This is a genomic window from Pseudohongiella acticola (assembly GCF_001758195.1).
Lineage (GTDB): Bacteria > Pseudomonadota > Gammaproteobacteria > Pseudomonadales > Pseudohongiellaceae > Pseudohongiella > Pseudohongiella acticola.
Genome location: NZ_MASR01000001.1, coordinates 2,494,244 through 2,518,674, shown reverse-complemented (window position 1 = coordinate 2,518,674; position 24,431 = coordinate 2,494,244). Strand labels below are relative to the sequence as shown.

At 53.3% G+C, this 24,431-nt stretch carries 23 protein-coding genes; 10 read left to right on the top strand and 13 right to left on the bottom strand.

Annotated features, from left to right (window positions below):
* The first annotated feature begins 347 nt into the window (after positions 1-347).
* Positions 348-1,676, top strand: a complete 1,329-nt coding sequence (locus tag PHACT_RS10900; protein WP_083264524.1) for a spinster family MFS transporter — start codon at positions 348-350, stop codon at positions 1,674-1,676.
* 256 nt (positions 1,677-1,932) lie between these two features.
* Positions 1,933-3,297, top strand: a complete 1,365-nt coding sequence (locus PHACT_RS10895; protein ID WP_070117794.1) for a class I SAM-dependent methyltransferase — start codon at positions 1,933-1,935, stop codon at positions 3,295-3,297.
* Positions 3,298-3,315: 18 nt separating this feature from the next.
* Here the strand turns inward: PHACT_RS10895 and PHACT_RS10890 are convergent, their stop codons facing one another.
* Positions 3,316-4,017 carry a pseudouridine synthase gene (locus tag PHACT_RS10890; RefSeq protein WP_070117793.1) on the bottom strand — a complete coding sequence of 234 codons (702 nt, stop codon included), beginning with the start codon at positions 4,015-4,017 and terminating at the stop codon, positions 3,316-3,318.
* 51 nt (positions 4,018-4,068) lie between these two features.
* A complete protein-coding gene (locus PHACT_RS10885) occupies positions 4,069-4,746 on the bottom strand; it encodes a glutathione S-transferase family protein (RefSeq protein ID WP_070117792.1) in 678 nt (225 codons plus the stop codon).
* A gap of 395 nt (positions 4,747-5,141) precedes the next feature.
* Between PHACT_RS10885 and PHACT_RS10880 the strand changes: the two genes are divergently transcribed.
* The 3 genes from PHACT_RS10880 (at position 5,142) to PHACT_RS10870 (ending at position 7,752) form a co-directional block, all read left to right on the top strand.
* Positions 5,142-6,194, top strand: a complete 1,053-nt coding sequence (locus PHACT_RS10880) for an energy transducer TonB (protein ID WP_169819445.1) — start codon at positions 5,142-5,144, stop codon at positions 6,192-6,194.
* A gap of 380 nt (positions 6,195-6,574) precedes the next feature.
* The gene (locus PHACT_RS10875) at positions 6,575-7,018 is read left to right on the top strand and encodes a YccF domain-containing protein (protein ID WP_070117790.1); all 444 of its coding nucleotides are present in this window, start codon (positions 6,575-6,577) and stop codon (positions 7,016-7,018) included.
* Positions 7,019-7,389: 371 nt separating this feature from the next.
* Positions 7,390-7,752: a diacylglycerol kinase gene (locus PHACT_RS10870; RefSeq protein ID WP_070117789.1), complete on the top strand. Its 363-nt coding sequence runs from the start codon at positions 7,390-7,392 to the stop codon at positions 7,750-7,752.
* Between the two features lie 37 nt (positions 7,753-7,789).
* Here PHACT_RS10870 and PHACT_RS10865 read toward each other — a convergent pair whose 3' ends face one another.
* The 7 genes from PHACT_RS10865 to pqqA form a co-directional block, all read right to left on the bottom strand.
* The gene (locus PHACT_RS10865) at positions 7,790-9,718 is read right to left on the bottom strand and encodes a putative bifunctional diguanylate cyclase/phosphodiesterase (protein ID WP_070117788.1); all 1,929 of its coding nucleotides are present in this window, start codon (positions 9,716-9,718) and stop codon (positions 7,790-7,792) included.
* Positions 9,719-9,726: 8 nt separating this feature from the next.
* A complete protein-coding gene (locus PHACT_RS10860) occupies positions 9,727-10,944 on the bottom strand; it encodes an FIST signal transduction protein (RefSeq protein WP_070117787.1) in 1,218 nt (405 codons plus the stop codon).
* A 239-nt stretch (positions 10,945-11,183) separates the two neighbouring features.
* The gene (gene pqqE / locus PHACT_RS10855; protein ID WP_070117786.1) at positions 11,184-12,329 is read right to left on the bottom strand and encodes a pyrroloquinoline quinone biosynthesis protein PqqE; all 1,146 of its coding nucleotides are present in this window, start codon (positions 12,327-12,329) and stop codon (positions 11,184-11,186) included.
* Positions 12,301-12,573 carry a pyrroloquinoline quinone biosynthesis peptide chaperone PqqD gene (gene pqqD, locus PHACT_RS10850; protein WP_070117785.1) on the bottom strand — a complete coding sequence of 91 codons (273 nt, stop codon included), beginning with the start codon at positions 12,571-12,573 and terminating at the stop codon, positions 12,301-12,303. Before pqqD ends, pqqE begins: the two co-directional genes overlap by 29 nt.
* Complete coding sequence (pqqC, locus tag PHACT_RS10845; RefSeq protein WP_070117784.1) at positions 12,570-13,310, bottom strand: pyrroloquinoline-quinone synthase PqqC; 741 nt, start codon at positions 13,308-13,310, stop codon at positions 12,570-12,572. The genes pqqD and pqqC overlap by 4 nt, the downstream gene beginning before the upstream one ends.
* A 34-nt stretch (positions 13,311-13,344) precedes the next feature.
* Positions 13,345-14,262, bottom strand: coding sequence for a pyrroloquinoline quinone biosynthesis protein PqqB (pqqB, locus tag PHACT_RS10840; protein WP_070117783.1), 918 nt, complete (start codon positions 14,260-14,262; stop codon positions 13,345-13,347).
* A 139-nt stretch (positions 14,263-14,401) separates the two neighbouring features.
* Positions 14,402-14,473 carry a pyrroloquinoline quinone precursor peptide PqqA gene (gene pqqA / locus PHACT_RS16245; RefSeq protein WP_139141569.1) on the bottom strand — a complete coding sequence of 24 codons (72 nt, stop codon included), beginning with the start codon at positions 14,471-14,473 and terminating at the stop codon, positions 14,402-14,404.
* A gap of 232 nt (positions 14,474-14,705) precedes the next feature.
* Here pqqA and pip point away from each other — a divergent pair, with 232 nt between their 5' ends.
* The 3 genes from pip to PHACT_RS10825 are packed head-to-tail and all read left to right on the top strand — an operon-like array spanning position 14,706 to position 17,786.
* On the top strand, positions 14,706-15,698 hold the full coding sequence (gene pip / locus PHACT_RS10835; RefSeq protein ID WP_083264522.1) for a prolyl aminopeptidase: 993 nt from the start codon (positions 14,706-14,708) through the stop codon (positions 15,696-15,698).
* Between the two features lie 13 nt (positions 15,699-15,711).
* Positions 15,712-17,145 (top strand): sensor histidine kinase, encoded by a 1,434-nt coding sequence (locus PHACT_RS10830; protein WP_169819444.1) that lies wholly within the window; start codon positions 15,712-15,714, stop codon positions 17,143-17,145.
* Positions 17,142-17,786 carry a response regulator gene (locus tag PHACT_RS10825; protein ID WP_245730710.1) on the top strand — a complete coding sequence of 215 codons (645 nt, stop codon included), beginning with the start codon at positions 17,142-17,144 and terminating at the stop codon, positions 17,784-17,786. The genes PHACT_RS10830 and PHACT_RS10825 overlap by 4 nt, the downstream gene beginning before the upstream one ends.
* A 40-nt stretch (positions 17,787-17,826) precedes the next feature.
* Here the strand turns inward: PHACT_RS10825 and traF are convergent, their stop codons facing one another.
* Positions 17,827-19,131, bottom strand: coding sequence for a conjugal transfer protein TraF (gene traF, locus PHACT_RS10820; protein WP_070117781.1), 1,305 nt, complete (start codon positions 19,129-19,131; stop codon positions 17,827-17,829).
* 107 nt (positions 19,132-19,238) lie between these two features.
* Here traF and msrA point away from each other — a divergent pair, with 107 nt between their 5' ends.
* On the top strand, positions 19,239-19,874 hold the full coding sequence (gene msrA / locus PHACT_RS10815) for a peptide-methionine (S)-S-oxide reductase MsrA (protein ID WP_070117780.1): 636 nt from the start codon (positions 19,239-19,241) through the stop codon (positions 19,872-19,874).
* 32 nt (positions 19,875-19,906) lie between these two features.
* On the opposite strand, the gene PHACT_RS10810 is transcribed toward msrA, so the two are convergent.
* A complete protein-coding gene (locus PHACT_RS10810; protein WP_070117779.1) occupies positions 19,907-21,520 on the bottom strand; it encodes a hybrid sensor histidine kinase/response regulator in 1,614 nt (537 codons plus the stop codon).
* On the bottom strand, positions 21,517-22,050 hold the full coding sequence (locus PHACT_RS10805) for a methanogen output domain 1-containing protein (protein WP_070117778.1): 534 nt from the start codon (positions 22,048-22,050) through the stop codon (positions 21,517-21,519). Before PHACT_RS10805 ends, PHACT_RS10810 begins: the two co-directional genes overlap by 4 nt.
* Before the next feature lie 366 nt (positions 22,051-22,416).
* On the opposite strand from PHACT_RS10805, the gene PHACT_RS10800 reads away from it, so the two are divergent.
* The gene (locus PHACT_RS10800; protein WP_139141508.1) at positions 22,417-23,436 is read left to right on the top strand and encodes a hypothetical protein; all 1,020 of its coding nucleotides are present in this window, start codon (positions 22,417-22,419) and stop codon (positions 23,434-23,436) included.
* On the opposite strand, the gene PHACT_RS10795 is transcribed toward PHACT_RS10800, so the two are convergent.
* Positions 23,419-24,426 carry a TauD/TfdA family dioxygenase gene (locus PHACT_RS10795; RefSeq protein WP_245730708.1) on the bottom strand — a complete coding sequence of 336 codons (1,008 nt, stop codon included), beginning with the start codon at positions 24,424-24,426 and terminating at the stop codon, positions 23,419-23,421. The genes PHACT_RS10800 and PHACT_RS10795 overlap by 18 nt on opposite strands.
* Positions 24,427-24,431: the final 5 nt, after the last annotated feature.

Genomic DNA, 24,431 nt, shown 5'->3' with positions numbered 1-24,431 from the left:
GCGCATGAGGCGCGACATGTTGACTGCCTATTACGCCGGCCTCCTACTTTCGGATGACCGATTAGGTTTTTTTTACGCTTGACCTTTGCTCGAACTTAGCAGACTCGGTGGCGTCTCATGCGGGCAGCTATTTTTTTTGCGCAGAACACCATATGATGTACCACAGCGGCATATTGACAGAAGAAAGGCTCAAAGAACTGCTCTCTGACTGACCTGGGAAGGTGGTTGCTGTCTTAAGTGTTTCCTGTTTGCCCTATCCCGGGGAAATTGACCGGGAGAAAGTACAGGCCCGGAGCGAAGCAGTACGGCAGGCAACTCTTAAACGCGCGCCTTACCAGGAATAACTCATGACTGACATAAGCGAAAGCAATCAAGAAAAAAAACAGCAAATGCCACCGCCCGTCTCTAATCCCTACTCAACCTCCAGCGCACGGAATTACGCGCTGGGCGTGCTCACTGTTGTCTACAGCTTCAATTTTATTGACAGACAATTATTATCGATCCTGCAAGAGTCCATCAAACTGGAACTCTCGTTGACAGACAGTCAATTGGGTTTATTGACAGGCTTTGCGTTTGCCATGTTCTATGTCACTGCAGGAATACCCATCGCTCGCTGGGCGGATCGTGGCAACCGACGTAATATTGTTGCTCTCGCCATCGGCGTGTGGAGCTTTATGACCGCCATCAGCGGTTTTGTGCAGAACTATCTTCAGCTATTGCTGGCGCGTATCGGCGTAGGGATCGGCGAAGCGGGCGGAAGTCCACCCTCCCACTCGATCGTGTCTGACATATACCCGCCTGAAAAACGTGCGACCGCCCTGTCAATTTACTCGACGGGCGTCAACATCGGCATCCTGTTTGGGTTCCTGTTTGGCGGCTGGCTTAATGAATTCTTTGGCTGGCGCGTTGCCTTTGTGGTCGTGGGTTTACCCGGCCTCTTGATCGCAATACTGATTCGAACAACGTTAGCCGAGCCGATACGTGGACTGAATGAAAACAAACAGGTCCCTGAAGCACTGGTGCCGTTCAAGCAGGTATTGGCACTGCTTTGGAGCAGAAAATCATTCCGCCATATGGCGCTGGCAGCCGGACTCAATGCTTTTGCAGCCTATGGCACACTGAATTGGCTGGCATCCTTTTTTATACGCAGTCACGGCATGACAACCGGCGAACTCGGCACCTGGCTGGCGCTGTCGACCGGGCTGTTTGGTGCAATAGGTGTTTTTGCTGGTGGTATCATTGCCGACAGGCTGGCGCCGCGAGACAAACGCTGGTACGTGTGGCTGCCTGCCATCGCGGGCTTTATCAGCCTGCCTTTTACGATGGTGGTCTATCTTACGTCAAGCCAATACACGGCATTGATTCTGGCTTTTGTACCAGGCCTGCTGTTTAACGTTTATCTGGGCACGACCATCGCGACCTCGCACGCCCTGGTTGGGCAACGCATGCGCGCCACTGCATCGGCAATTTTGTTCCTGATACTCAATATTATTGGTCTCGGCCTTGGTCCCTGGTCAGTCGGTATGCTGAGTGACTACCTGTTACCAGCCCTAGGTAATGAGTCGCTGCGCTATGCCATGGTGGCATTAATTCCGACGGTACTGTTCTGGTCGTCATGTCATTTTTATCTGGCATCCAAAAATTTGCGCACGGACCTTGCGGCCGCTCCGGACTGACCATTAACGGCCTGGCATGACGGACCATACACCGCTAACGAGGGTATAGTACGTTTCTGTCGAGCTGGGTCGCTAAAAAGCCATACGATGCATTGAACAGCCCCTGGCAATAACCGGTAACGCTTGCAAATTTTTGATTGAATCATGGCCCGTATACTGGCAGATTGTGAGCTTATTTTCCCGTACCCAAAAAACCTGAACTGCCGCCTCATATCAACCTCTACAGGCAGGAAAACAAAAAGAGCTATATAAGACCATGGACCTGTCTACTACAAAATCCCTCTATGAGACGCTTCCTTTCCCACAAAGAAATCCTGATGAAGAAGCGAATAGACTAATAACACCTCCTCACGATTTTTTTGGGCGCATCAACCATCATTGCTTTCAAGGCAAAGAAACTTTTTCAGACGGATTCAGAGCGCTTGTGGCTGGAGGTGGCACAGGCGATGCTGTCATTTATCTTGCTCAGCAACTGGCTGAACGCGGGAATGGTAACGTGACATATCTGGACCAGAGCACTAACAGCATGAAAGTTGCTCAGGCGCGCGCGGACAGGCGCGGCCTTAACAACATTGAATGGGTCAACGGCTCATTGCTCGATCTCTCTCCTGCAGATTTTGGTGAATTTGATTACATAAATTGTGTAGGCGTCATCCATCACCTTCACAACCCCATTGAAGGGCTACAAGCACTGTCATCCGTGTTAAAAGAAACAGGCGTGCTGACTCTGATGGTATATGGCAAGTACGGCAGACAGGATATAAGCGACGTTAGAGAACTGTTTAGACATTATCTTCCGGTTAGCAACGAAGGCAGTATTCTGAACGATACGAAAGCAATTTTGTCAGCATTGGCACCACAGAACAGCTACATGAGAGGCCGGGATCGCGAGTCCACCTTGTCCTCTCTTTTTGATGACTCTCCAAATATGGCAGATCTTTTCCTGAATCCCGTGGAGGCGGTTTACGCAGCAGATGAATTCGCTGCACTCGTCGAGGATGAAGGCGGTCTGGTTCTCAACCGGTTCACCAGTCACGATGGGGACCCAGCTATCATGAGCTACCAGTACAACCCCGCACTGTTTATCGCCGACACCAAAATACGGGAAAATCTTGCAAAGCTACCCATAAGAGAACAATGGAAAATTGCAGAAATCATGGACGGAAACATGCACCTGCATTGTGCCTATGTCGGCAAAAGACAGGCATCCACAGCGAGTTTCCTGGACAACAAACTCATACCCTTTTTCCCAACAGATCACGAAATGCAATTTGTTAAAATGTTGATCAAGTCGGAACAGGGTTCCATAAACGTTCGACTTTCCAATGGCAGCGATCTACCCGTTCATGCGTCGCAAGTGACTCGACGTTTTCTTGATGCTATGGATGGGGATAAATCGATAGAAGATATACTTCGGGAAATTGTTCCCAAACAAGAAGACAATGCAACTCTTCTACAGGAACTTACATTCCTGAGCAATATTGACTGGCTTTTTCTGCGAGCCTCTAACGTCGAAAGATTCCAATACAGGGGTGGTCACAAACCAATTACACCTGTTGGCGAACAATCGATGCACATTAAATACGAAACGCCAACTTACGCGACCCATTCCAACTTGTAGAACTGCAAGGGAGCTCGGTCACACCAGACCCAGCTCTGCAGATGTCAGTGGCCTGCTCTGCCCGGGCTCAAGACCCTGCAGAGAAATAGCGCCGACAGAGACCCTGTGCAGCGCCAACACTTCATTCTGGAAGAAACCAAACATGCGTTTGACCTGGTGATACCTGCCTTCAGTCAGCGAAAGCCGGGCCGTGTATTCCGAGAGTATTTCCAGGCATGCTGGCCGGGTTGTCAAATTTTCGTACCTGAAATAGATTCCCTCCCGAAACACCGCAATGTATTCATCCGTCACGGGCCCGGACAGGGTCACTTCGTAGGTCTTTTTGACCGCAGACTCAGGCGAGCTTAGCTTGCGTGACCAGACGCCATCGTTGGTCAGCAGCACAACGCCGGTGGTATTAAAGTCCAGCCGTCCGACAATATGAAGTTCATGCTTCTGGGGATGCTCAACAAGATCAAGTACCGTCGTGTGTTTGGGGTCTTTGGTGGCACTGACAACACCCCGGGGTTTATTCAACACAAGGTAAACCGGCTTGTTATCCTGAAGGCACTGATCATCCAGCACGACATGAGTGAATCGGCCCACTTTCTGCTGAATGGAGCATGCGACCACACCATCCAGCAGAATCCTTTTCCGCGCCAGCAACAGGTGAGTATCGGAGAGCGAATACGCACTGTTCTGGCTTATAAAACGGTCAAGCCGCTGGGTCCTGGACGTCATGACTGGTTTATCTGAATCCTTTACCTTTTATTTAAATCCCGTACCTTCTATTTAAATCCCATAAAGGGCCTTCAGGTGCGCCATAAAATGCGGGCGACTATCGGCGGCGTCACTGCGGATTTTCCTGACATGAGGTCGTTCTTCCATGCGTTGGCAGTAGGCATCCAGTCCCGGCACTTCGGACAGCGGATCCTTGCCCAAAAAGGCCTTGCCCACGTTGCGCACGATGGGCAGGTTCAGAATTGCCGCGATATCGGCCAGAGTAAACTGCTCACCGTAGGCGAACTGCTCAAAGCTGGACAGTCGGGGCAGCGCGGCGGCAGCTTTATTGAGGCTGCTCCCCACCTCTTTCAGCACCGCCGGATCGGGTTGTGTACCGGCCAGGAGATTGCGGATCAGACGGCGAGCGACCAACTCAAAATAGAGCTCGATAAATTGCGACAATTCCTGCACTTTGGCGATAGCAAAGGGAGAGGCTGGCAGCAACGACGGCTCTGGATGGGCCCGTTCGATGTATTCCAGAATGGCGCGGGATTCGCTGATGAATCCATCAGACGTTTCCAGTGCCGGTACCTTGCCCAGCGGGCTTTTATCAAGGTACTCGGGCTTGTAGGTCGGCCCTACCCCGGTGTAGGACAAAACCTCCTCAAACGCTATACCTTTCTCCAGCATGGCGAGCTTGGGTACGTTGTAGTAATTACTGGCAGAGAATCCGTGTAGTTTGATCATTTTCACTCCGGTGTCTGGTGAACTCGTCAGTTATTTGAAAGGCGGCGATGTCAACGTACAGTGTACTCGGAATTGAATACGCTGGCTTGGCTTTTCCTCCAGATTCGTGCCCCGACGCCGTCAAGAAAGCCACTACAGTCGCAAGGATCATAAGCAGTAGCGTGGTCGGAGAAATTAATGTTTAATGCAACAAATCAAATTCCTATTTACCTTGAATGCCAACATGGCCTTGCATATAAGTTGACACTGTTCCGTGCTGCCATTATTGACCGGTTGCGCCTTCGAACAACAACTTCAGACACAAGTTGAGGTCAATGGCATGACTGGATCGCTGCGGGTCGCAAATCCACCCAGCTGATTTTAAACATACAGGCAATGAGATGCGTGGAGTGAATATGCGCCGACTAATACTGTTTTTAATTGCTTCAACGTACGCATCATCGATTAATCTGGTTATCGCCCAGGAAGCTCAAAGCTGGTCGTCGCCCTCGCTTCTGGAAATGCCGATTTATGACCATCATTACCCCAGGGGAGCAGCCCGTAGAGGCGCCGAAGGATGGGTTATTTTTCGGTTCATGGTCGGCGTCGATGGCCGGGTATCCGATCCAGCGATATTACACGCGTCAGGCCGGGAAGTTTTTCAGCAGGAAGCTCTTAGAGCCTTGCAAAGGAGCACCTGGGAACCGGCCAGGCTTGCCGGGGAAGCAATCGAGGCGTCTGCATCGTTTCAATTCAGGTTCAGTATGGAAGAGACTCAGCGAGCCGTACACTTCTCGTTCCAGCGAAGGTATGACAACCTGATGGAATATCTTGAGGCCAATGATCAGGAAGCAGCTACAGACATGCTGAATGAGTTGAACGCACGGGACTCGTTTAACCACATGGAGGATGCACTGCTGAACATGGCCAGGTATAGCTATCACCAACAATACGGGGGAAGCGATATCGAGCTTATGGGCTACCTGGACAGAGCCCTTGCTTATGAGTCGAGCGACATTGAGAACGCTCGCGAGTCGGTGTACCTGCCAGATAAGTTGATCGAATTGGCGAGAAATAATTTATTTATGTTACAGGTAAATACCAGACATTATGCTGAGGCGTTAAACACATACTATTTATCCCGGCAGTCCGGCATCAATGTCGAAGCGTTTACACCAGTAGTAGAGCAGATTCGTCGGGTTCGAGGTGACGAATCCTCCTACGCGGTCGCTGCAACAACAGACAGCAACGGGTTGTGGTCAATGCTGTTGCACAAGGCGGGACTGACCATACACAGTCTCGGCAACAGTGTCAGTGAGATCAAACTCTGGTGCAGACGCAGACATCAGGTTTTTGAGTTTCAGGAAGGCGCAGAGTATGCCATTCCGGAAAGCTGGGGACAGTGCACTGTTCAGGTAAGCGGCGCCCCGAATGTGCAATTTCAGCTTGAGCAGTTTAAGCCCGAGTAGTTGTTAGCATTATGGTCAGCCTGTGACCTACAGACAATGAATCCGTTTCCTGGGAATTTGCTCTCACTCCCCAATCCGGGTCCGCTATTGCAGGTATCCGCCGCATCCTTGAAGCTCAGGCGGCGGTTTCAAATACCCGTATCAGATTCAGGGATGGTAGTCGTTGTTTGGTCACTTAAATTCGTAAGCCCCGACCTGATTGCGCCAATAGTTGTGCTATTTCACCAAATAATACTTGGCGTCCTTTGAACAAACCCTTACAAAACAATATATTAGCGAATGGTACAGTTATTGCTTTTAATAATTTGATGAGTTTTTGAGTTGATGGATCAATCATGATCCAGCAATAAATAATCATATCAAGATTTTGGGGAGAACAAATGCGCACAATTGGCAATATCATCTGGTTTCTCTGCGGAGGGCTGATTATGGGATTGACATGGTGGTTAGTCGGCATGATTGCGTTCCTGACCATCATTGGCATTCCCTGGGGTCGGGCCTGCTTTGTCATCGGGGATTTTTCATTCTTTCCTTTTGGACGTGAAGCCATCACCCGCTCTGAGCTTGATCAGTATGATGTCGGCACCGGTGTGCTCGGCGTGCTGGGCAATATCCTCTGGCTTCTGATCGCCGGAATCTGGCTTGCGATTGGACATCTGCTATTGGCAATCGTCTGTTTTCTCCTGATCATCGCGATTCCATTCGGCATCCAGCATCTCAAGCTCGCAGGCCTGGCGCTGGCCCCTATCGGCAAGACCATCATCGATTCCCAATATGCCCGGGCGATACGGGAAGAGGCAGTACAATTTCCCGACACAGATTAACAGACGTTCAGGTTACTGAAGTTGCCAATACTCCGTAAATTCAGGATTGATATGAGCGTCCAGGATTTTGAAAAAAAGAGTCTGAATTTCATTGCCATCGTCACGGTGCCTGTACTCGGCCAGTGGTACCGGGCTCAACATTCGCGCGCGGTCCTGTCATTCCGATTATTGGCATATTGGTCATGGCGGTGATCTCAGCAGTGTCAAATTTATGGTTAAAACCCCTGCTGATACAACGTTCTCTGATTTAACAACACGCGTGCTCGCCTCGCGGTCTTGACCCGCTGGTTTCGAGTAAATCTCCACTGTTCTGCTACATCGTTAGCTGGTATTGTGCCTGCGTCTACAGTAGCGATGGTGGCCGAAGCCAGATGAAACCCCAAACCAAAGGGCTGAAGCGCCTGATCCACGCTACACGCTATTCCCTTCAGGGCTTGCGAGCGCTTTGGCGAACCGAGGCCGCGTTCCGACAGGAGGCTATGCTATCGCTGTTGCTGACACCGGTGATAATCATGGTTGACGTGCCGTCTGCGGAACGCGCGCTGTTGGTTGCCACGTTGCTCCTCGTGCTCATCACTGAGATGCTGAACAGTGCCATAGAGGTCGTCATTGACCGTATCGGTCACGATCACCATGAGCTAAGCGGACGGGCGAAAGACATGGGATCAGCAGCCGTGATGTTCAGCCTGATTGGAGCGGCAATAATCTGGGCCATTGTGCTTTGGCCGTCATAGTCGACTCTAACTACCAATAGATGACGACTTCATTCGATCAGAGTGATTTTGTAGCGGCGGCTTCAGACGCAGACTCAAGTAAGTCATCCAGCAGTTGCGGCTTGTGAAACAGATAACCCTGCCCGATCGTGAGCGAGGTATTGGAAAGCAGAAATTCATTTTCCTCTGACGACTCGATGCCCTCTGCGACGATCGAAATATCCAGTGCGGAGCCAAGGGACTCGATTGCCCGCACGATAACCTGGTTTCTCGAGCGCTCGTGGATTGACGTAATGAGCGACATGTCAATTTTCACTTCGTCGACAGTGAGGGCGGCGAGCGTCGCCAGAGATGAATATCCTGTACCAAAATCATCAATGGAAAGCCGGATCCCCGTCGACCGGAGCACTGGCAGTATATGGTTTTCCAGGGAATCAATGGAGGCAAGCGCCTCCTCCGTCAGCTCCAGAAAGAATCGCCTCCCATTATGCGCATCAAGCTGTTTCGCCAATTCCAGCATAAACGGGATATTAGTGGTCTGAATCGGCGACACGTTCAGGCTGTATTCGACGAGCGGGCCGAACCTCGCATCCAGTTCCGGAAGCCGGCTGACGAGATCGCCGAGCACGCACATCGTAATGTCGTCCAGAAGCCCGAGCTCGCTGGCCAGTGGCAAAAATTCTCCTGGCCCTCTTATTTTACCTTTTGCTTCAACCCAGCGAGCGAGCATCTCGAATCCGACAATGGCTCCAGAGCGAATATCGAACTTTTTCTGAAGCGCGCAGCGGAATTGTCGGTTGGTTATGGCTGCGCGTAGCTGCTTTTCCAACGTGAGTCTTTTGGCCGTCTGTCGGCCCAGATCCAGAGTAAAGTAAGCAATGCTGCCCTTGGAGTCGGTCTTGGCATGATACATGGCCATATCTGCGTGACGACGCAGCGTTTCATAATCAGAGCCATGCTCGGGGTAGAGGGAGATGCCAATCGAGGCAGACGGCTTGATTGTGATTTCGTATACCGAAAACGATTGTTGCAATCGATCACGCACGCGTTTAATGATCGGCCTGATATCCGTGCGGCTCCGGATCGGATCGAATGCGATGACGAACTCGTCTCCGCTGATGCGACCGACCACATCTTTTGATCTGATTTCGGAGCGAATGCGCAAGGCGATCTCGCGCAGCAATGCGTCGCCAGCTGCGTGGCCATGAAGATCATTGACGCTTTTGAATTCATCCAGGTCGATGAAAGCAAGAGCAAGCTTTTGTCCCTTCTGCTTGCTTAAGATCTTTCCACTTACCAGCTCCTGAATGTAGGAACGATTGGGCAACCCCGTGAGCTGATCGTGATTGGCACGAAAGCGAAGCGCTTCCTCGCTGGTCCGCAGCCTGGCTGTGAGTTCTCTTAATCGATGACTTTCCGCTACAGTCAGGTTCGCCTGCCGCGCAGCGAAAGCATGCGAAGCGAGTAAAGAGAATTTTCGGGCAAGCGTCACATGGTCCCGATTAAAACCCGCCTGCTCAGGTTTGCGCAGCAACATCATAAGCCCACGGTGGTCGCGAACCATCAGTGGCAATACGAGAGCAGGCGAGTCACCCGAATACGCTTCGGCGATGGCAGGTGGCCACTCGTCAATGCCTGTATTGCCAACTGTGGAAATGATGCGTCCCGATATCACCTTGCGGAATAGCCGCACGGGCCGCCAGCTCGATCCAATAACGCGTTCATCACTGGCAGCCACACATTCCAGTGGCCATTCAGGGTCGCCATTAGCCTCATCCTGTTCCATAAGGACAATGGCAGACGTGCATTCGAAGACCGGCATGAGTGCTGAAAACACACCAATGAAGGGATCGGTGTCTCCATCGACACAAAGCAACGTATCCAGCGCTGTCAGCAGTACGTTGGCGTGGGTCGTTTCGGTGCGCAGGAGGTCGATCTCCCGGCGCATCGTAAGCGCAATCTCTCGCAGCTCCTCTGTATTCTCCATACCTGCAGTCACTTCGCGAAAGCGATGGCGGAAATCATCAGGTTACCATGTGCGTTCCGCCCCAGCATCGCACCTTGCTCGCCGAACGTGAAACACCCAATGAAAGGTTTACCCTTGAAACTTTCGGAAACTGCCGTGGCAACCTTTGGCATCTCGTCTCCGACCGCCAGCATGCACCCGGCACAGTAGACAACCAGCCCCCCGGCGAGGCTATCTGGTCCACCCGGAAGAGTAGCAGCGGCCGCTGAGGCAACCTTGCCTGCCCTGTCGACGAGACTCGGTTTGTTGCCGCGCATGCTAAAAAGCCGGGTGCCTTCCTCAATCTCTGCGAACGTGGAGAGCGTACCTCCGGGGAGGATGCGGTCCGGATGAATAAGCAGGTAATTGGTAATGCTTTCCGTCTCCCCTGCGTCGATGGCGACAGGGAACATAGACGTGTCGCCGAGAATGTTTCCGCCAGTTTCCAACTTCTCTGTCAGGACTCCGCCTGTCCAGCGATTGTAAACCTCGGCGGCAGGCTCACCGTCAATGGAGATGATCTCGCGCCCACGTTTCTCAGATTCCTCTCTCTGGCTGGAGCCGACGCGTGTCACAATCCCGCTTTCACCGCTCGGTTCATATCCGCCCTGGAATGCAAAGCCGATACCCCCGGATGAGAATAGAACGCCAACAACGAGGCCGCCACTTATCGGCCCCTCAGGCCCGAACTGACGCCAGTTTCCAGCAACGTCGTTGTCTGCGGAACTGCCACCGATGATGGGGCACCGGTCACCGACAACTCTACGCAGGCCCTGAATCACTGCTTCTTCCCGTCCGGGCGCTTGATATATCCAGACAAGTTCAGGCAACTCCCCCTGGCAACCGGCGTTTTCCAGCGCCGCATGCAGCGCCTGCTCGGCACAGTCCGTGGCGTTACCCTCAAGGGCCACTGCCGCCGTTCCGTAATCGCCGTCCGGATCATCCACTATCAACAGGCCAATGGAACCACTGCCGGCAAGGCCTGTTTCGCTCATCACGCCGCTGCACGATGTCCCACCGAGTATTGCTGCGCCCGGGAATCGACGCTGCACGAACGCATGAATGCTCGCATCGTCATGCCGGGAGTCGTAGAAAAGGCAGACAAGACTTGCACGCAGAGATGGCGCGCGGTCAATATTTTCACCCAGATTCGATAATGTCTGCTGAGTACTCTCGCCCACGGCAACAAATGACCTAACTACAACCACGGTATAGCCCTCTCTAACTGATCTTGCTCAAGCCTTACAGTGCCGACAAGCACGCACGAGCACATACACTGACTGAATGGATCAGTCAGTGTATATCAATTTGTGGGAATTAGTGGACTAACGGTCGCCGCGCTTGGAAAGCGATACGATCGGGGGCAGCATTCAAGCTGGACTATTCAGGCATCTCTTTGCTGACAAAGGAGAAACCAGGACTGTAGTATACGGTGACTGCGTAAGCGTCAAGACAACCGACGTGAGTTCCCGTCATCACGGAAGATGATCAGGGGGCGCACCTCATCGTCTGCCATTGGAGGCTGCTGAGCCAGTGCAACCTGATCGGTTACGCGCGAGTGATGGGGCGATTTGCTGCACACCGGATCAGCGTTACGGGCATCGCCGGTTAGCATGAAGGCCTGGCACCGGCAGCCGCCAAAGTCCTTGTCTTTTTCGTCACAACTTCGGCAGGGTTCCTTCATCCAGCCATCGCCGCGATAGGCATTAAAGGCCTCTGATTCATACCATATTGTGCGCACATCGTGGTCACGCAGATTGGGGAATTCCAGCCCGGGCAACATTCGCGCCTCATGGCAAGGTAACGCCAGGCCATCCGGTGCAATATTAAGGAACACTGTACCCCAGCCATTCATGCAGGCCTTGGGCCGGTCCTGATAATAATCCGGCACAATGAAATACAGCTTCATTTTGTTGCCCAGACGGGCCCGAAACTCATTACAGACCTGCTCCGCGCGTTCCAGTTGTTCGCGACTGGGCATCAAGTGCTCGCGATTCTTCAGGGCCCAGGCGTAATACTGGCTGTTGGCCAGTTCTACATGGTCCGCCTGCATCTCTTCAGCCATTTCCAGGATCTGTTCAATGTGATCAATATTGAGCCGATGCAGCACCACATTCAGCACCATGGGGTAATCGTATTGTTTAATCAGTCGGGCAACCTTGAGTTTCAGATCAAAGGTGCGGGTGCTGGACAAAAAGTCGTTCATCTCTTTAGTGGAGTCCTGAAACGACAGTTGAATCTGGTCCAGGCCACCCGCCTTGAAGGCGGCAATGCGTTTTTCAGTCAGCCCGATGCCGGAAGTGAGCAGATTTACGTAATAGCCCATCTTGCTGGCCTCAGCGACAATTTCTTCCGCATCATCGCGCATCAACGGTTCGCCGCCGGAAATACCCAGCTGCACCGCGCCCAGTTCGCGCGCTTCGCGTAGTGCCTTTAACCATTGCTCAGTACTCAACTCTTTTTCAAAGGTTGAGGCATAGTTGAGCGGGTTGTAACAGAACACACAATGCAGAGGACACTTGTAGGTAATTTCGGCGTTGACCCACAGCGGTGGCTTGATGGTGTCAGTCGGTGGTGATCCAGCCTTTGTCATGAGCATGCTCCAGAAAGTCGGTAACGTCTTGCTGCAGATCAGCGCCCGGAAAGGCAGTCTGCAAACTACTGATGATGTCCGTGGACGTACGCTGTCCGTCTATGCGCTTGAGGATCTCGCCGGCGCTTTCGGTCAATTTGACCATGCCCTCTGGGTACAACAGCACCCAGGCATCCTGGGCTTTTTCCCACTGCAGCTTGTATTGACGTGCGAAACGCAGGGTTTTGTCTTTAGCCAGACTCATTTCGCCATCCTCGCAATCGCACCACGGTTGTCTTGACCAATGCCGTAGGTGACCTGCATGGCATCCAACATGGACCACAGCACATCAAGCTTGAACTGCAGAATGTTCAATGCGCGCTGCTGCTCAGCCCGGGTCTTAAAGTGCGTCAGTGTTACCCGCAAACCATGCTCAACATCACGACGTGCCTCCGACAAACGCTTGCGGAAATACTGATAGCCGGTCGCGTCAATCCAGGGATAGTGCTGCGGCCAGCTGTCCAGGCGCTTTTGATGAATTGTCGGCGCAAACAACTCGGTCAGTGATGAGCACACCGCCTCTTGCCAGGGTGCGGTTCGGGCAAAACGGACATAAGCATCAACCGCGAACCTGACGCCGGGGGTCACATGTTCAAGAGAGGTCACTTCGTCACGGCTCAGGCCTACTGCCTCGGCCAGCGCCAGCCAGGCCTCGATGCCGCCGTCATCGCCTTCCGCACCATCATGATCCAGGATTCGCTGCACCCATAAACGACGATGATCGCGGTCTGTCATATTCGACATGACCGCTGCATCCTTTATTGGAATCATGATCTGGTAATAGAATCGATTTACGACCCAGCCCTGCACCTGCTGTCGGGTGCATTGCCCGCTGTTCATGGCAATGTGGAATGGATGTAAAATGTGATAACAGGACTCTTTGCCGCGCAGCCGGGCCTCAAATTCCTCGACTGACCAGGGCGCATCATTACTAATTGTCATACACACACTCCCGCGGCATCGGTTAGTTGGACTGTCAGAGACTGAAATCCATACCATCAAACGCAACAGCAATATGCTCCTGCTCCAGTATCTGGCGTTCGCTGGAATCTTCACGCAAGATCGGATTGGTATTGTTGATATGGATAAGTATTTTGTGTGACGCCGGTAACGGTCTGAGTGCTTCAATCATGCCGCCGCTGCCTGATTGCGGCATGTGCCCCATATCCAGCGACAGTTTGTTACTGATGCCCAGTGCCTGCATTTCATCATTGGTCCAGCAGGTACCGTCCACCATCAGACAATTTGCCTGTTGCATGAAGGGCAACAGATGCGGCTCAATGGAGGCCAGGCCGGGAGCGTAAAACAGTTTCTTGCCGGTGCGCGTGTCTTCCAGTTGTATGCCGATATTGTCGCCCTCGTGAGGATCGTGGCGATGCGGTGAGAACGGAGGCGCCTTGCTGCTCAGCGGCACTGCGGTGATGCGAATATCGTTAATGCCTTCCACCTGAAACGTGCTCCCGGCGGCTGTCGGAATCTGATGCCAGGCCACACCACAAAAATGATCCAGTACTTTAAAGACCGGATTGCCCTGCGTCAGATCCTCATGGACCATGTCCGTGCAATAAATATCAAGTGGCGTGTTGCCTTCACGCAGCATAAACAGCCCGGTGGTGTGATCGATCTGGGCATCCATCAGGACAATGCCCTTGACAGCCGTATCACGGATGGCACGACCCGGCTGCAACTCGGGGAAACGCTGGAACTGCGCCAGGATGTCCGGTGACGCGTTAAACAGCAGCCAGTTAACATTGTCGCTGCTGATGGCAATGGAGGACTGGGTACGGGGTGACGCCTCAATCGTGCCTTTGCGCACGCCGTCACAATTCGGGCAATTGCAATTCCACTGCGGGAACCCACCACCGGCGGCAGAACCCAGAACGCGTATTCTCATGGTTTGTCCTTACATGCTCTCTATTGGCACAGACCCTATCGTCACAAAACTCAGGGTCGATAAATCAAAGAGAGAGAAAGCCTCTTCCTGTGGAATCGACTTTCTCTCCCGGGTCAATCTCCATGCATCAACCGGCCAATTAACGGCTGGCGAAATACATGGTCACTTCAAAGCCGTAACGCATTTCGGTATATTCTGGTTTAGTCCACATAAGAGTCATCTCCAAAGTAGTTAAGCTCTTTCGCAAGAGCTGGGTTATCCCGGATACCCGGGGGCTCATGTCCAGTCAGTTCCATTGCCTGAACACAAGACGTTTCGATTCTGGCCCCAGCGGGACCAGACGCGCTGCCGCATTTTCAGTAAAAGTCACTCATGATTTTCATTAGATTACTGACGGCACTCTTGGCAAAATGCCGGTATGGCTGTAAAAAAGCTCAGGATTCATCATTGCCTATGTAATCGACATCGAACCTCTGGAGTTCCACATCAACAGCTTATACCCCCCAATAGAGCCATTCTTTAGTGATACGCTGGCTGTCTCACCGCAGCATTCACTGTATGTTGAGCGCAGTGGCAAAAAAGGCGGCCACCCCATCATCTTTCTGCATGGTGGCCCGGGCAGCCAGGTCAGGGCAGCTCATCGGCGCTATTTTGACCCTGAGTTCTTCGACATTGTGCTGTTTGATCAGCGTGGCTGTGGTCAATCGCTACCGGCCGGTGAGACACAGGACAACAACACCCTGGCGCTGGTCGGGGATATCAACACGATCCGTGAGGCTTTGGATATCCAGGGCCGGATGAGTCTGTTCGGCGGTTCCTGGGGCAGCACACTGGCGCTGGTCTACGCGCTACACCACCCTGAGAGGGTCGCTGCCATGGTACTGCGCGGTATATTCCTGGCCTCCGCAGACGAAATCTCATGGTTCACACAAGGAGTGGCGCGTTTTGCCCCGCAGGCCTGGAAGCAACTGACGGACGGCATGGGCGATGATCTGATCGACGCTTACTATCGTGCTGTCTTTGATGCCGATGAGCACAGTGCCAGTGAGGCTGCCAGGCGCTGGACAGTGTTCGAGATGCAGATAATGAGCATCGGAACCCAGGTGCCAGGCGCAGACCCGCTACCGGCACCACAGGCCAGCCTGGCACTACTGAACCGGGCCCGTGTGCAATTGCACTTTCTCAAAAACCAGAGCTTTCTCGCCGACACGTCGTTGCTGGACGCGGCAAAAACGATTCAGGCACCCACCACCATCGTGCACGGAGAACTGGATTTTGTGTGTCCACCTATCACGGCCTGGCGACTGAACCAGTGCCTGCCCAATAGTCGATTGCGCATGGTCAACAACGCCGGCCATGGCGGTCTGTCTGAACAGCTTGCACCCGCCCTGCGTGAAGAGGTCGATGCGTTGCGCGACCGCCTGCTCAATCAATGACGGAGAAGCTGCCATGAATCTGCGTTTGCGCGTCAGCCTGACCATTTCAGTGATCGGAGTCGCCTGCGTTGCAGTCATGGCGTACATGTTGATCGACTACAAGCGCAAGTCCATCGATCAGGAGATCGAAGCAGGTACTCGTGTGGCCATTCAATTGTTGCAATCTATTTTGCCCTCGCCGGTTGAATCAGCCGTGCGCGGAGAAACAGCCGCGAGCGAAGAAACAGCCCCGAGCACTGACCCGCTGGCAAGCATGACCGAATACCTGAGCAATGTCGGCCGGGTTCGCGCCAACGAGGTTCGCCTGTTCGACAGCAACAACAACCTGCTGTACGAGTCTCCGCCATCCGAATACAAACAGGGCCGCTGGGCACCAGACTGGTTCACCGCGCTGGTGGCACCCGGCGCTGAAGAGGTACGATTGCCGATCGCACAAGGTTCAATTCTGATTACCCCTGACTCATCCCGATCCGTGCTGGATGCCTGGGATGAACTCTGGCAGTTCTCCCTGTTCTTTCTGATTTTTTTCCTATTGCTCATTGTTGCGGTTTTTCTGATTCTGGGGCATACGCTTAAACCCATGAAAGACATTGTTAAAGCGTTGTCGGAGATTGAGCAAGGCAACTATAACGTCAGGCTGCACAGCTACAGACTGCCTGAGTTTGATGCCATTTCACAAACCTTTAACAGAATGACGTCATCACTCCAGCATGCATTGATCGAAAATGCGCGACTGGCCGAGGAAGAACAGCAACGGCTGGCGGCCGAACTTGAACTGGAACAGAATCGCCGCTTTACTCAGTTGATTCAGGTCAAGCTGGAAGAAGAACGACGCGCCATCGCCAGAGAGCTACACGATGAACTTGGCCAGTGCGTGACCGCGATAAAGACCATTGGAACAGCTATCGCTTCTCGGGACCACGACAGTCAGAACGAAACCCGTCAGAACGCACAGACCATCGTCGAGGTCGCGTCGCACATTTATGATGTTGTTCATGCCATGATTCGTCAGCTCAGGCCCAGCGCGCTGGATCACCTTGGCCTCAATGATGCCATCACGGAACTTGTTGCACAGTATCGCCACCAGCACCCCCAGATGGCCATTGATCTGACTTCCGAAGATGGGCTTGATAATTTCGATGAGAACGTCAATATCACTGTGTACCGTGTTGTTCAGGAGTGCCTGACCAATGCAGTTAAACATGCCGAGGCTACCCGAATAAACGTGGCACTGGCAATGCAGACAGGCGAACCGGAGTTACTGGTGATTCGGGTCAGCGATGACGGTAAAGGTATGGAAGGTGAGATCGCCGAAAATCAACGCTTCGGCATTGTCGGTATCAAGGAGCGTGTGCAGGCATTCGGTGGCGATGTCCGCTTTGAATCGGACCCCGGCGCCGGTACTACCCTGATTGCTACTCTGCCGCTGCATCGGGGCGACTCATGAAAAACAACACTATCAAGATCATGTTGGTTGACGACCATACCGTGGTTCGCATGGGTTTCAAGTTGTTGCTGCAGGGCTCTGATGACATCGATGTCATCGGTGAAGCGCAATGCGGCGAAGACGCCGTCAAACAGTTCCAGGGGCTGGCTCCGGATGTTCTGGTGCTGGATATTTCCATGCCCGGTATCGGCGGCCTCGAAACCATCGCCCGGGTGTTGGCCAAGGAGCCGCAGCAAAAAATACTGGTGCTGTCTGCCCATGAAGATGTCATGCATGCCCGTCGTGTACTAAAAGCCGGTGCAGCCGGTTATGTGACCAAACGCAGCGCCGCAGAGGTACTCATGCAGGCGATACGCGCCGTGCATAAAGGCCAGGTCTACCTTGAGCCCGATATTGCTCAGGCCATGGCAGTAGAACAGGTCTCGGGATCAAAGAACCCGCTCGACGCATTGACCGAAAAGGAATTTAAAGTATTTGTCGCTCTGGCCAAAGGCGAATCGGTGCAGGCAATAGCCGATGTCATGTCGCTAAGCCCACGCACCATCGGCACCCACCTTTACAACATCAAGCAGAAGCTCAATGCGGGCAACAGTGCCGAGCTGGCCATTATCGCTATCCGTGCAGGCCTGATAGCGCCTTAAATCCGGCGCACTGACTAACGGCCACTCCCCGCGCCCTTTGTTAGAATGACAGGCCCAGCTGCAAAATTGCCCCGACTGTGTCGTTGTCACCTGTAATCGCAGCAATATCAACATTGGCGGTACCAAAAGCACGAAAGCCCAGGCCCACAGTCGTGGTGTCGGCGATGACTGACTTCAGGTCGGATTTGTAACCCAGTCGTAATTGAGCCCAGTCAAACACATCAATCGCAATGCCGGCACGAGCAAACTGTGATTCCTGGCCCGTGATCATATTGTCGTAGGCGTTGGCATCGGCGTCGAGCATCAATGTAAATCCGTTAGCGCGATAGCCGGCACCCAGGGTAAGGCGTGGTTCAATGGTCACTGTATGCCCCGTCGGGGCTGTATAGGTTTCCTTCATCAGGTTCGACGCCACAGCGCCGACACGCCAATTGCCATACTCGTGCTGAATGCCAAGGTCCACATTCACGCCACTGCCATCGGCGCGGTATTGATCAGCATCAAAATCATCTTCATCAAAGTTCTGAACGTTGGCCCGATACTCAATGACATCAACACGCTGAGCTTTGACGGTAATACCCACCGAGGTATCCTGAAAGCGTCTGGCAAACGTGATTCCGGCCTCGGTTACCGCTGCACCACGGCCAACAAACTCGCTTTGTATATCATCCACATCCAACAGCTCAATGGTATCCAGCGAGCCTGTCGCCAACGCCTGATTGATCTGCTCTGGCGTTAACAGGCCACTGGCCTGCAGCGCACTGACAACGGCAGCAGCCTGCTGCGGTGTGTAGTTGGAAAAATCGGTACCGTACTGGTCGACCAGACCCTGAATCAGATTTGCCGAATCACGAGCGTCATTGATTCGGTCCAGATCAGTCTGATCCACCTCGGTCGTTGCGCCCAGCCTGAGTTCGCTCTTGCCGTGCACGGCAAGCGCTCCCAACGACGTGGGCATACCCAGATAGGCGCTGGCACCAGCAGACAGCAACAGGGATTTGTTGGCGAGCTGATTGAATTTGTCAGCAACAAACTGAATGTCATCCAGTGTCACCTGACGACGATCGATGACGTCGAGCCGATCTCTCAGACCTTCGGCATTATCGATCAAGTCGTCCTCATCCGAGGTCAGCGCACCCGCATTGAGCTGTATGTTGAAACCCTGCTCTTCACGAATGGCGGCAAGGGAAGCCGGATTCAGGCTCATGCCGGTCACCAGATCGGCGCTGGCCACCCCTGCTCCGCCCATGGCGCCGGTCTTGCCGTGGAAATTGTCGGCCTGTGCAACCGGCAGCGTCATTATGCCGGCAACAAAGGCAGCGATCATAGGGAAATCAGGTTTCATTGGTGCTCCTGCAGGTGAAATTTTTTTGATTGAAAAGGGCTCATATGTTTGTATGAAGCGATCTTTTTGCATGAATTGGCCAGAGCCACATTATAAGGTTAAATCGCATGAATATCTTTAGTCGAACTCAACTGACAATGCCCCTGGTGCTTATACTGCTACTGGCCGGAACGTCGGCCGTGCATGCGCAGAGCGCTCAATCGCAGCCTTCACAGACCGCGGTAGCAACCTTTGCTGGCGGCTGTTTCTGGTGCATGGAGCCGCCCTACGACAAACTGGAAGGCGTCCTGTCGACCACCTCCGGTTATATCGGCGGTTCGATCCAGAACCCCAGTTACGAACAGGTTTCGTCGGGTGGAACCGGGCATGCAGAGGCGGTTCAGGTTGAGTACAATCCTGAACAGGTCAGCTACGAGCAGTTGCTGACAGTGTTTTGGCGCAATATCGATCCACTGGATGCTGGCGGTCAGTTCTGTGATCGCGGCAGTCAGTATCGTAGCGCAATTTTTTATCACAATGATGAACAACAGCGGTTGGCAGAAGCGTCCCGCGAAAGACTTGATAGTCAGGCTGACCTGCCGGGCCCGATTGTCACAGAGATCGTGGCAGCGCAGGCAGACGACTTTTACAGGGCTGAAGGCTACCATCAGAACTACTATCAGGAGCGTTCGCTTAGGTACAAATTTTACCGGTGGAATTGCGGCCGTGACGAACGCCTTGAGGAGCTCTGGCAGGACGACTGATTCTGGCTGTGTAACGCCTTTTCAGTTCACCGCTATTCGCAGTCCACGATTGAACTGACCAGTTCGCGTAGTTCACTCAGGCGAAACGGCTTTTGCAGAAATCCGGCCAGTCCTTTGCCGGCAAACTTGGTGTCTATTGTTTGCTCACCATAACCGCTCATCAGGATGACTCGCACATCGGGGCGGATCTGACGAAGCTGGGCGAATGCTGCGGTGCCGTCAAGCTGTGGCATCGTCAGGTCCAGTAGTACCAGCGGATTACTGGCGGCCATGTCACGAAATACGTCCACGCCCTCTCGCCCATTACTCGCTGTTGTCACGTCAAACCCCATTTGCTGCAGCATTTGCTGGGTAAGCGCACGAATACTTTCTTCGTCGTCGACCACCAGAACTGACCCGCGACCGGTCCAGTGCGCCTGTTCGGCGGTTGACGCCGGTTGAACCGTTTCTGCATTCGGTACTGCTGGTAATAACACTTTGAAGGTAGTGCCGTTGCCAACTTCGCTGTACACGCGCATCGCACCGTTGTGACCACGCACGATACCAAGCACTGCGGCAAGCCCCAGACCGCGACCGGTGAACTTGGTGGTAAAGAACGGATCGAAGATCCGAGCCCGGGTTTCAGCGGTCATACCAACGCCGGTATCGGAAACCTCCAGATGCACATAAAGACCTTCGGGTATCGAATCATTGATGAAAGTCTCTGTCAGATACTTCTGATCACACCACGCTGCGCCGGTGGTCACCGAGATCACACCGCTGCGCTCACCAATTGCATCAGACGCATTGATGATCAGGTTCATGACCACCTGCCGAATTTGCGTTGCGTCGACCATGCACGCCGGAAGGTCTTCCATAAGGTCAAACCGCATCACACACTTCTTGGAGATGGACACTTCAAGTAGCCGGGTAATCTCGGTTACCAACACCGATAGCTGTACCGGCTCTACCATCAACTTGCCCTTCCCCGAATAGGCCAGCATCTGTTGCGTGAGCTCTGCCGCACGGCGCGCACCCTCTACTGCCTCGTCGATAAAGCCACCAACCGCAGAACTGGCGGGCAGCTGCGCTCGCGCCAGCTCGGAGTAGCCGATCACGCTTGTTAGCAGGTTATTAAAATCATGTGCGATACCGCCTGCCAGCACACCCAGGCTTTCCAGCTTCTGAGTTTGCAGCATCTGGATTTCGAGATGACGTCGCTCTTCTTCGGCCTGCTGTTGCCGGTGCAGGGAAGCGGTGACCTGCGCCACTTGCTCGGTAAGCTTTTTGAACTGGGTTGGCGTACTTTCCCTGTCTCGCAACTGCAACAAGAGCATGGCCAGGGAGGTTTGCGTCGCCGGTTGCAGAACGCTTACTGTTGATCGAAGCTGACGCGACCGGCCCGACTCATCAATCAGCGAGATCAAGCCGGGCAGAGGCTGGCGTGTGCGTGATCCTGCTGTCAGATATTTGAGCACCGCTTCCCGGTCACCGCCGATTGACTGCAACAGTGACCTGTCGTGCTCAGCGTCCGATGAAGTACCCAGCAACTGCCGCGCGGCGCGGTTGGCGCCAACGATGGAACCGTCACTGGTGATGATCATCAGTGCATCCGGTAGCCACTCAGCAGCGGCGAGGAAGGGAACGTCGGGCATTGTATCGCTCATCCTCGAAAGTACTCTCTCCCCGCTGCTACTTTGTCCTGCGTGAGCTTCAGGTGAATGACCACCCGACAGCCCGGCGCGCCGTCAGCGATGGTCTCCTGCAGGTCTACTCGCGCGTAGCCGAGATTGTCAGCTGTGATGCTGCCGAATACATTGGATGTCATCATGCACAATGCAGGCCGCCCCGCCACTTTTTCAGCAAATGGACAGTGGGTGTTGGTGAGCACTATGTGATCATCATTCACTTCTTCGATGGAAAAGCCGCCGTTAATACGCCGTTTGAGGTCAACCAGTACCTCTGCCACCTGATTCCGGGTTAATTTCGACACACCCAGCGCGGTTCGGTAATCTTCATTCAACTGATCCCCTATGCGCTGACCGACAAGACTGATAAAACCGGACGCCTCGTCGAGACCCACAATATCCTGCAACGAACCTGACAGCTCGCGCAGCATAGAGCGCAGAAAGACATCACGCTCAAGCGGCAAATCAAGCTCTATCAGAGGGACGTCAGATTGTGTTGGCGAAGTCATTGCGTTTTCCTCGATTGTTCTTATTCCGAATGTCACATGTTCAATACTGACTTCAACTTATACTCCTGTCCACGGTAGGCGTCAAAAGCCAGACATTTGTTGAATCTGGTTCAGAATCAGTTTTCCCACTACACATAGCTGATCGACCTGGTGCCCCACAGACATTATAAACCCACGCACCCTATGGGGTGCCGCTTAAGCAGCAGGATAATACTAAAATCATGGTTCATGTAATTTATCGTAAACTGATTTACAAAGGACTGTACTGGACATTCGAAACACCTCAAGCTACATTTACTGCAACCTGCATTACCCCGATCATGCAACAAGACCAGATCAGGTTTCTGACCCACGGGAGTAGAGCGCTTGAAGCAATCGCCGCACCGTCGCCGTATCACAGCCATACGCATGCTTACAGTGATTGCGGTACTGGTCACGACACCTCAGCTGCTATCCCAGAATGCACCAGCTATTGAGCGCAATGCGTTTGGTCAGCCTGATATTCAGGGCGTCTGGAGCTTCGGCACGTTGACACCTTTACAACGTCCGCCCGAGCAGGCCGACAGGGAATTTATGTCCAGGGAGGAAGCAACAGAATTCGTCCAGAATATACTCGACAGGCGTGATGCTGGCTTCGAACAGGGGCCCAACGGCCTCAATATCAGCTACAACGACTTCTGGGACGAATGGGGTGACGGTGTGGGTGACAATTTGCGCACATCAATCATTGTCAGCCCAGCCGATGGCCGCATCCCGGCATTGGCGCCGGGCGCCGTGCTGCAGCGTAGCTCGTCCCGCGACGATATCCCGAGTGAACGACCGGCCCGCTTTCTGCTCGGCGGCATCAGCAAAGATGGCCCCGAAGACCGCGGCCTTTCGGAGCGCTGCCTGACCGGTTTCAATACCGGGCCACCCATGCTGCCCAGCAAATACAACAACAATATGCAGCTGCTGCAGTTCAAAGATCATGTGCTGATTGTCACCGAAATGATTCATGATGCGCGCATCATCCCCTTATTTGATATCCCTTTTCCGAATGCTGACCTTAGGCAATGGATGGGCGTCTCGCGCGGACACTGGCAAGGCGACACTCTGATTGTCCAGACGCGAAATTTTACCGAAAAAATGGCAAGTCTATCGCAGCCTTACGCTGCCTGGGGAAGCGCGGAGAATATGCAATTGGAGGAGCGATTTCACCTGAACCAGAACGGTGCCCTGGTTTACGAATTTACCATTAACGACCCCGACACCTTTGTCGAACCCATCAAAGGCATTCTGCATATGAACCGCTCGGCAGATCGGGTCTATGAATACGCATGCCATGAAGGAAACTACGCCTTGCCGGGCATATTGGCAGGGGAGCGTCAGTCAGAAATTCAACAATGACGCCAACACCCGGCGCTCGCCCTGAAACGGCCTTCGCCCGTGCATGACCAGAGAGTTATCAACCAGTGCAACATCGCCCGTCTGCCAGTCCAGGTCAAAGGAATAGTTTTCCGCAAGATCAATAACCCGTGCCATCGCTTTCGTATCTATCACGCTGCCGTCGCCAAAGCAGATCGACTTTTGTGCCACGTTGCGCTTATCCTGCCAACCCTGGAACGCAGCAATCAGCTGATTAAAAAATACTCGCCGGCCGTCATCCAGTTTGCGAACCGCCGGCAATACCGGCGTCGTTACACGAAGGTCATCTCCTGGCAACCACTGCCATTGGTAACCCAGGCTCTGCAACTTCGCTTCAGCAGCAGATTTATCTGATGCATTCAGGGTGCTGCGCCAGCTACGGCCCTGACCCGACTGCAGATCCTCTTCGTCCGGCATTGTATTGGTATATTTGACGCCTTTCTGCTCACAGGCTTCAACAAACGCCGGCAACTCTTCTTCCATATTCTCCAGCAGTACATCAGAGCGGCATAACGGCGTTGCACCGCCCTTAGCAGCAGCCTGCTCACAAAAGAAAAACAACGCCTCTGGGTAGACCGGGGTTTGTGCCATCTCATGATGCAGATAGATCGCGATATCGGGCGGCGCCTCATTTGCTGTAAACACGCGCTCCGTCCGGTTTCTCCGGACGGCATTGGAAAGCGAGTCGGTGTAAGTGAAGTTTTGCATGCCAAACAACCGAATAAACGCATCAAAATCATGGTCCGTGACCACGGGAAAACCCCGAAACAGAATGGCGCCATGCTCGGTAAGTTTTTTCTTCAACTCACTCAGATTGACCTGCACCCAGGCAGCCACGGCATCCAGGCTCTTGTTGTCCCCTGCAGCGGCCTGCACCGCATAAATCAGCGGGAAAGCCTCAGGACAAAACTGCTGTTTCTCCATTGCAACAGTATCAACTGTCAATGACGCATGGTTAATATCAGATTTCACATCCA

Bases quoted from the DNA above. Each gene is read 5' to 3' on its own strand.
- pqqD (WP_070117785.1), bottom strand. From the start codon at position 12,573: ATGAGTCTGGCTAAAGACAAAACCCTGCGTTTCGCACGTCAATACAAG.
- pqqC (WP_070117784.1), bottom strand. From the start codon at position 13,310: ATGACAATTAGTAATGATGCGCCCTGGTCAGTCGAGGAATTTGAGGCC.
- pqqE (WP_070117786.1), bottom strand. From the start codon at position 12,329: ATGACAAAGGCTGGATCACCACCGACTGACACCATCAAGCCACCGCTG.
- PHACT_RS10890 (WP_070117793.1), bottom strand. From the start codon at position 4,017: ATGACGTCCAGGACCCAGCGGCTTGACCGTTTTATAAGCCAGAACAGT.
- PHACT_RS10865 (WP_070117788.1), bottom strand. From the start codon at position 9,718: ATGGAGAATACAGAGGAGCTGCGAGAGATTGCGCTTACGATGCGCCGG.
- traF (WP_070117781.1), bottom strand. From the start codon at position 19,131: ATGAAACCTGATTTCCCTATGATCGCTGCCTTTGTTGCCGGCATAATG.
- PHACT_RS10805 (WP_070117778.1), bottom strand. From the start codon at position 22,050: ATGACTTCGCCAACACAATCTGACGTCCCTCTGATAGAGCTTGATTTG.
- PHACT_RS10875 (WP_070117790.1), top strand. From the start codon at position 6,575: ATGCGCACAATTGGCAATATCATCTGGTTTCTCTGCGGAGGGCTGATT.
- msrA (WP_070117780.1), top strand. From the start codon at position 19,239: ATGAATATCTTTAGTCGAACTCAACTGACAATGCCCCTGGTGCTTATA.
- PHACT_RS10900 (WP_083264524.1), top strand. From the start codon at position 348: ATGACTGACATAAGCGAAAGCAATCAAGAAAAAAAACAGCAAATGCCA.
- PHACT_RS10830 (WP_169819444.1), top strand. From the start codon at position 15,712: ATGAATCTGCGTTTGCGCGTCAGCCTGACCATTTCAGTGATCGGAGTC.
- PHACT_RS10895 (WP_070117794.1), top strand. From the start codon at position 1,933: ATGGACCTGTCTACTACAAAATCCCTCTATGAGACGCTTCCTTTCCCA.
- PHACT_RS10870 (WP_070117789.1), top strand. From the start codon at position 7,390: ATGAAACCCCAAACCAAAGGGCTGAAGCGCCTGATCCACGCTACACGC.
- PHACT_RS10825 (WP_245730710.1), top strand. From the start codon at position 17,142: ATGAAAAACAACACTATCAAGATCATGTTGGTTGACGACCATACCGTG.
- PHACT_RS10885 (WP_070117792.1), bottom strand. From the start codon at position 4,746: ATGATCAAACTACACGGATTCTCTGCCAGTAATTACTACAACGTACCC.
- PHACT_RS10810 (WP_070117779.1), bottom strand. From the start codon at position 21,520: ATGAGCGATACAATGCCCGACGTTCCCTTCCTCGCCGCTGCTGAGTGG.
- pqqB (WP_070117783.1), bottom strand. From the start codon at position 14,262: ATGAGAATACGCGTTCTGGGTTCTGCCGCCGGTGGTGGGTTCCCGCAG.
- PHACT_RS10880 (WP_169819445.1), top strand. From the start codon at position 5,142: ATGCGCCGACTAATACTGTTTTTAATTGCTTCAACGTACGCATCATCG.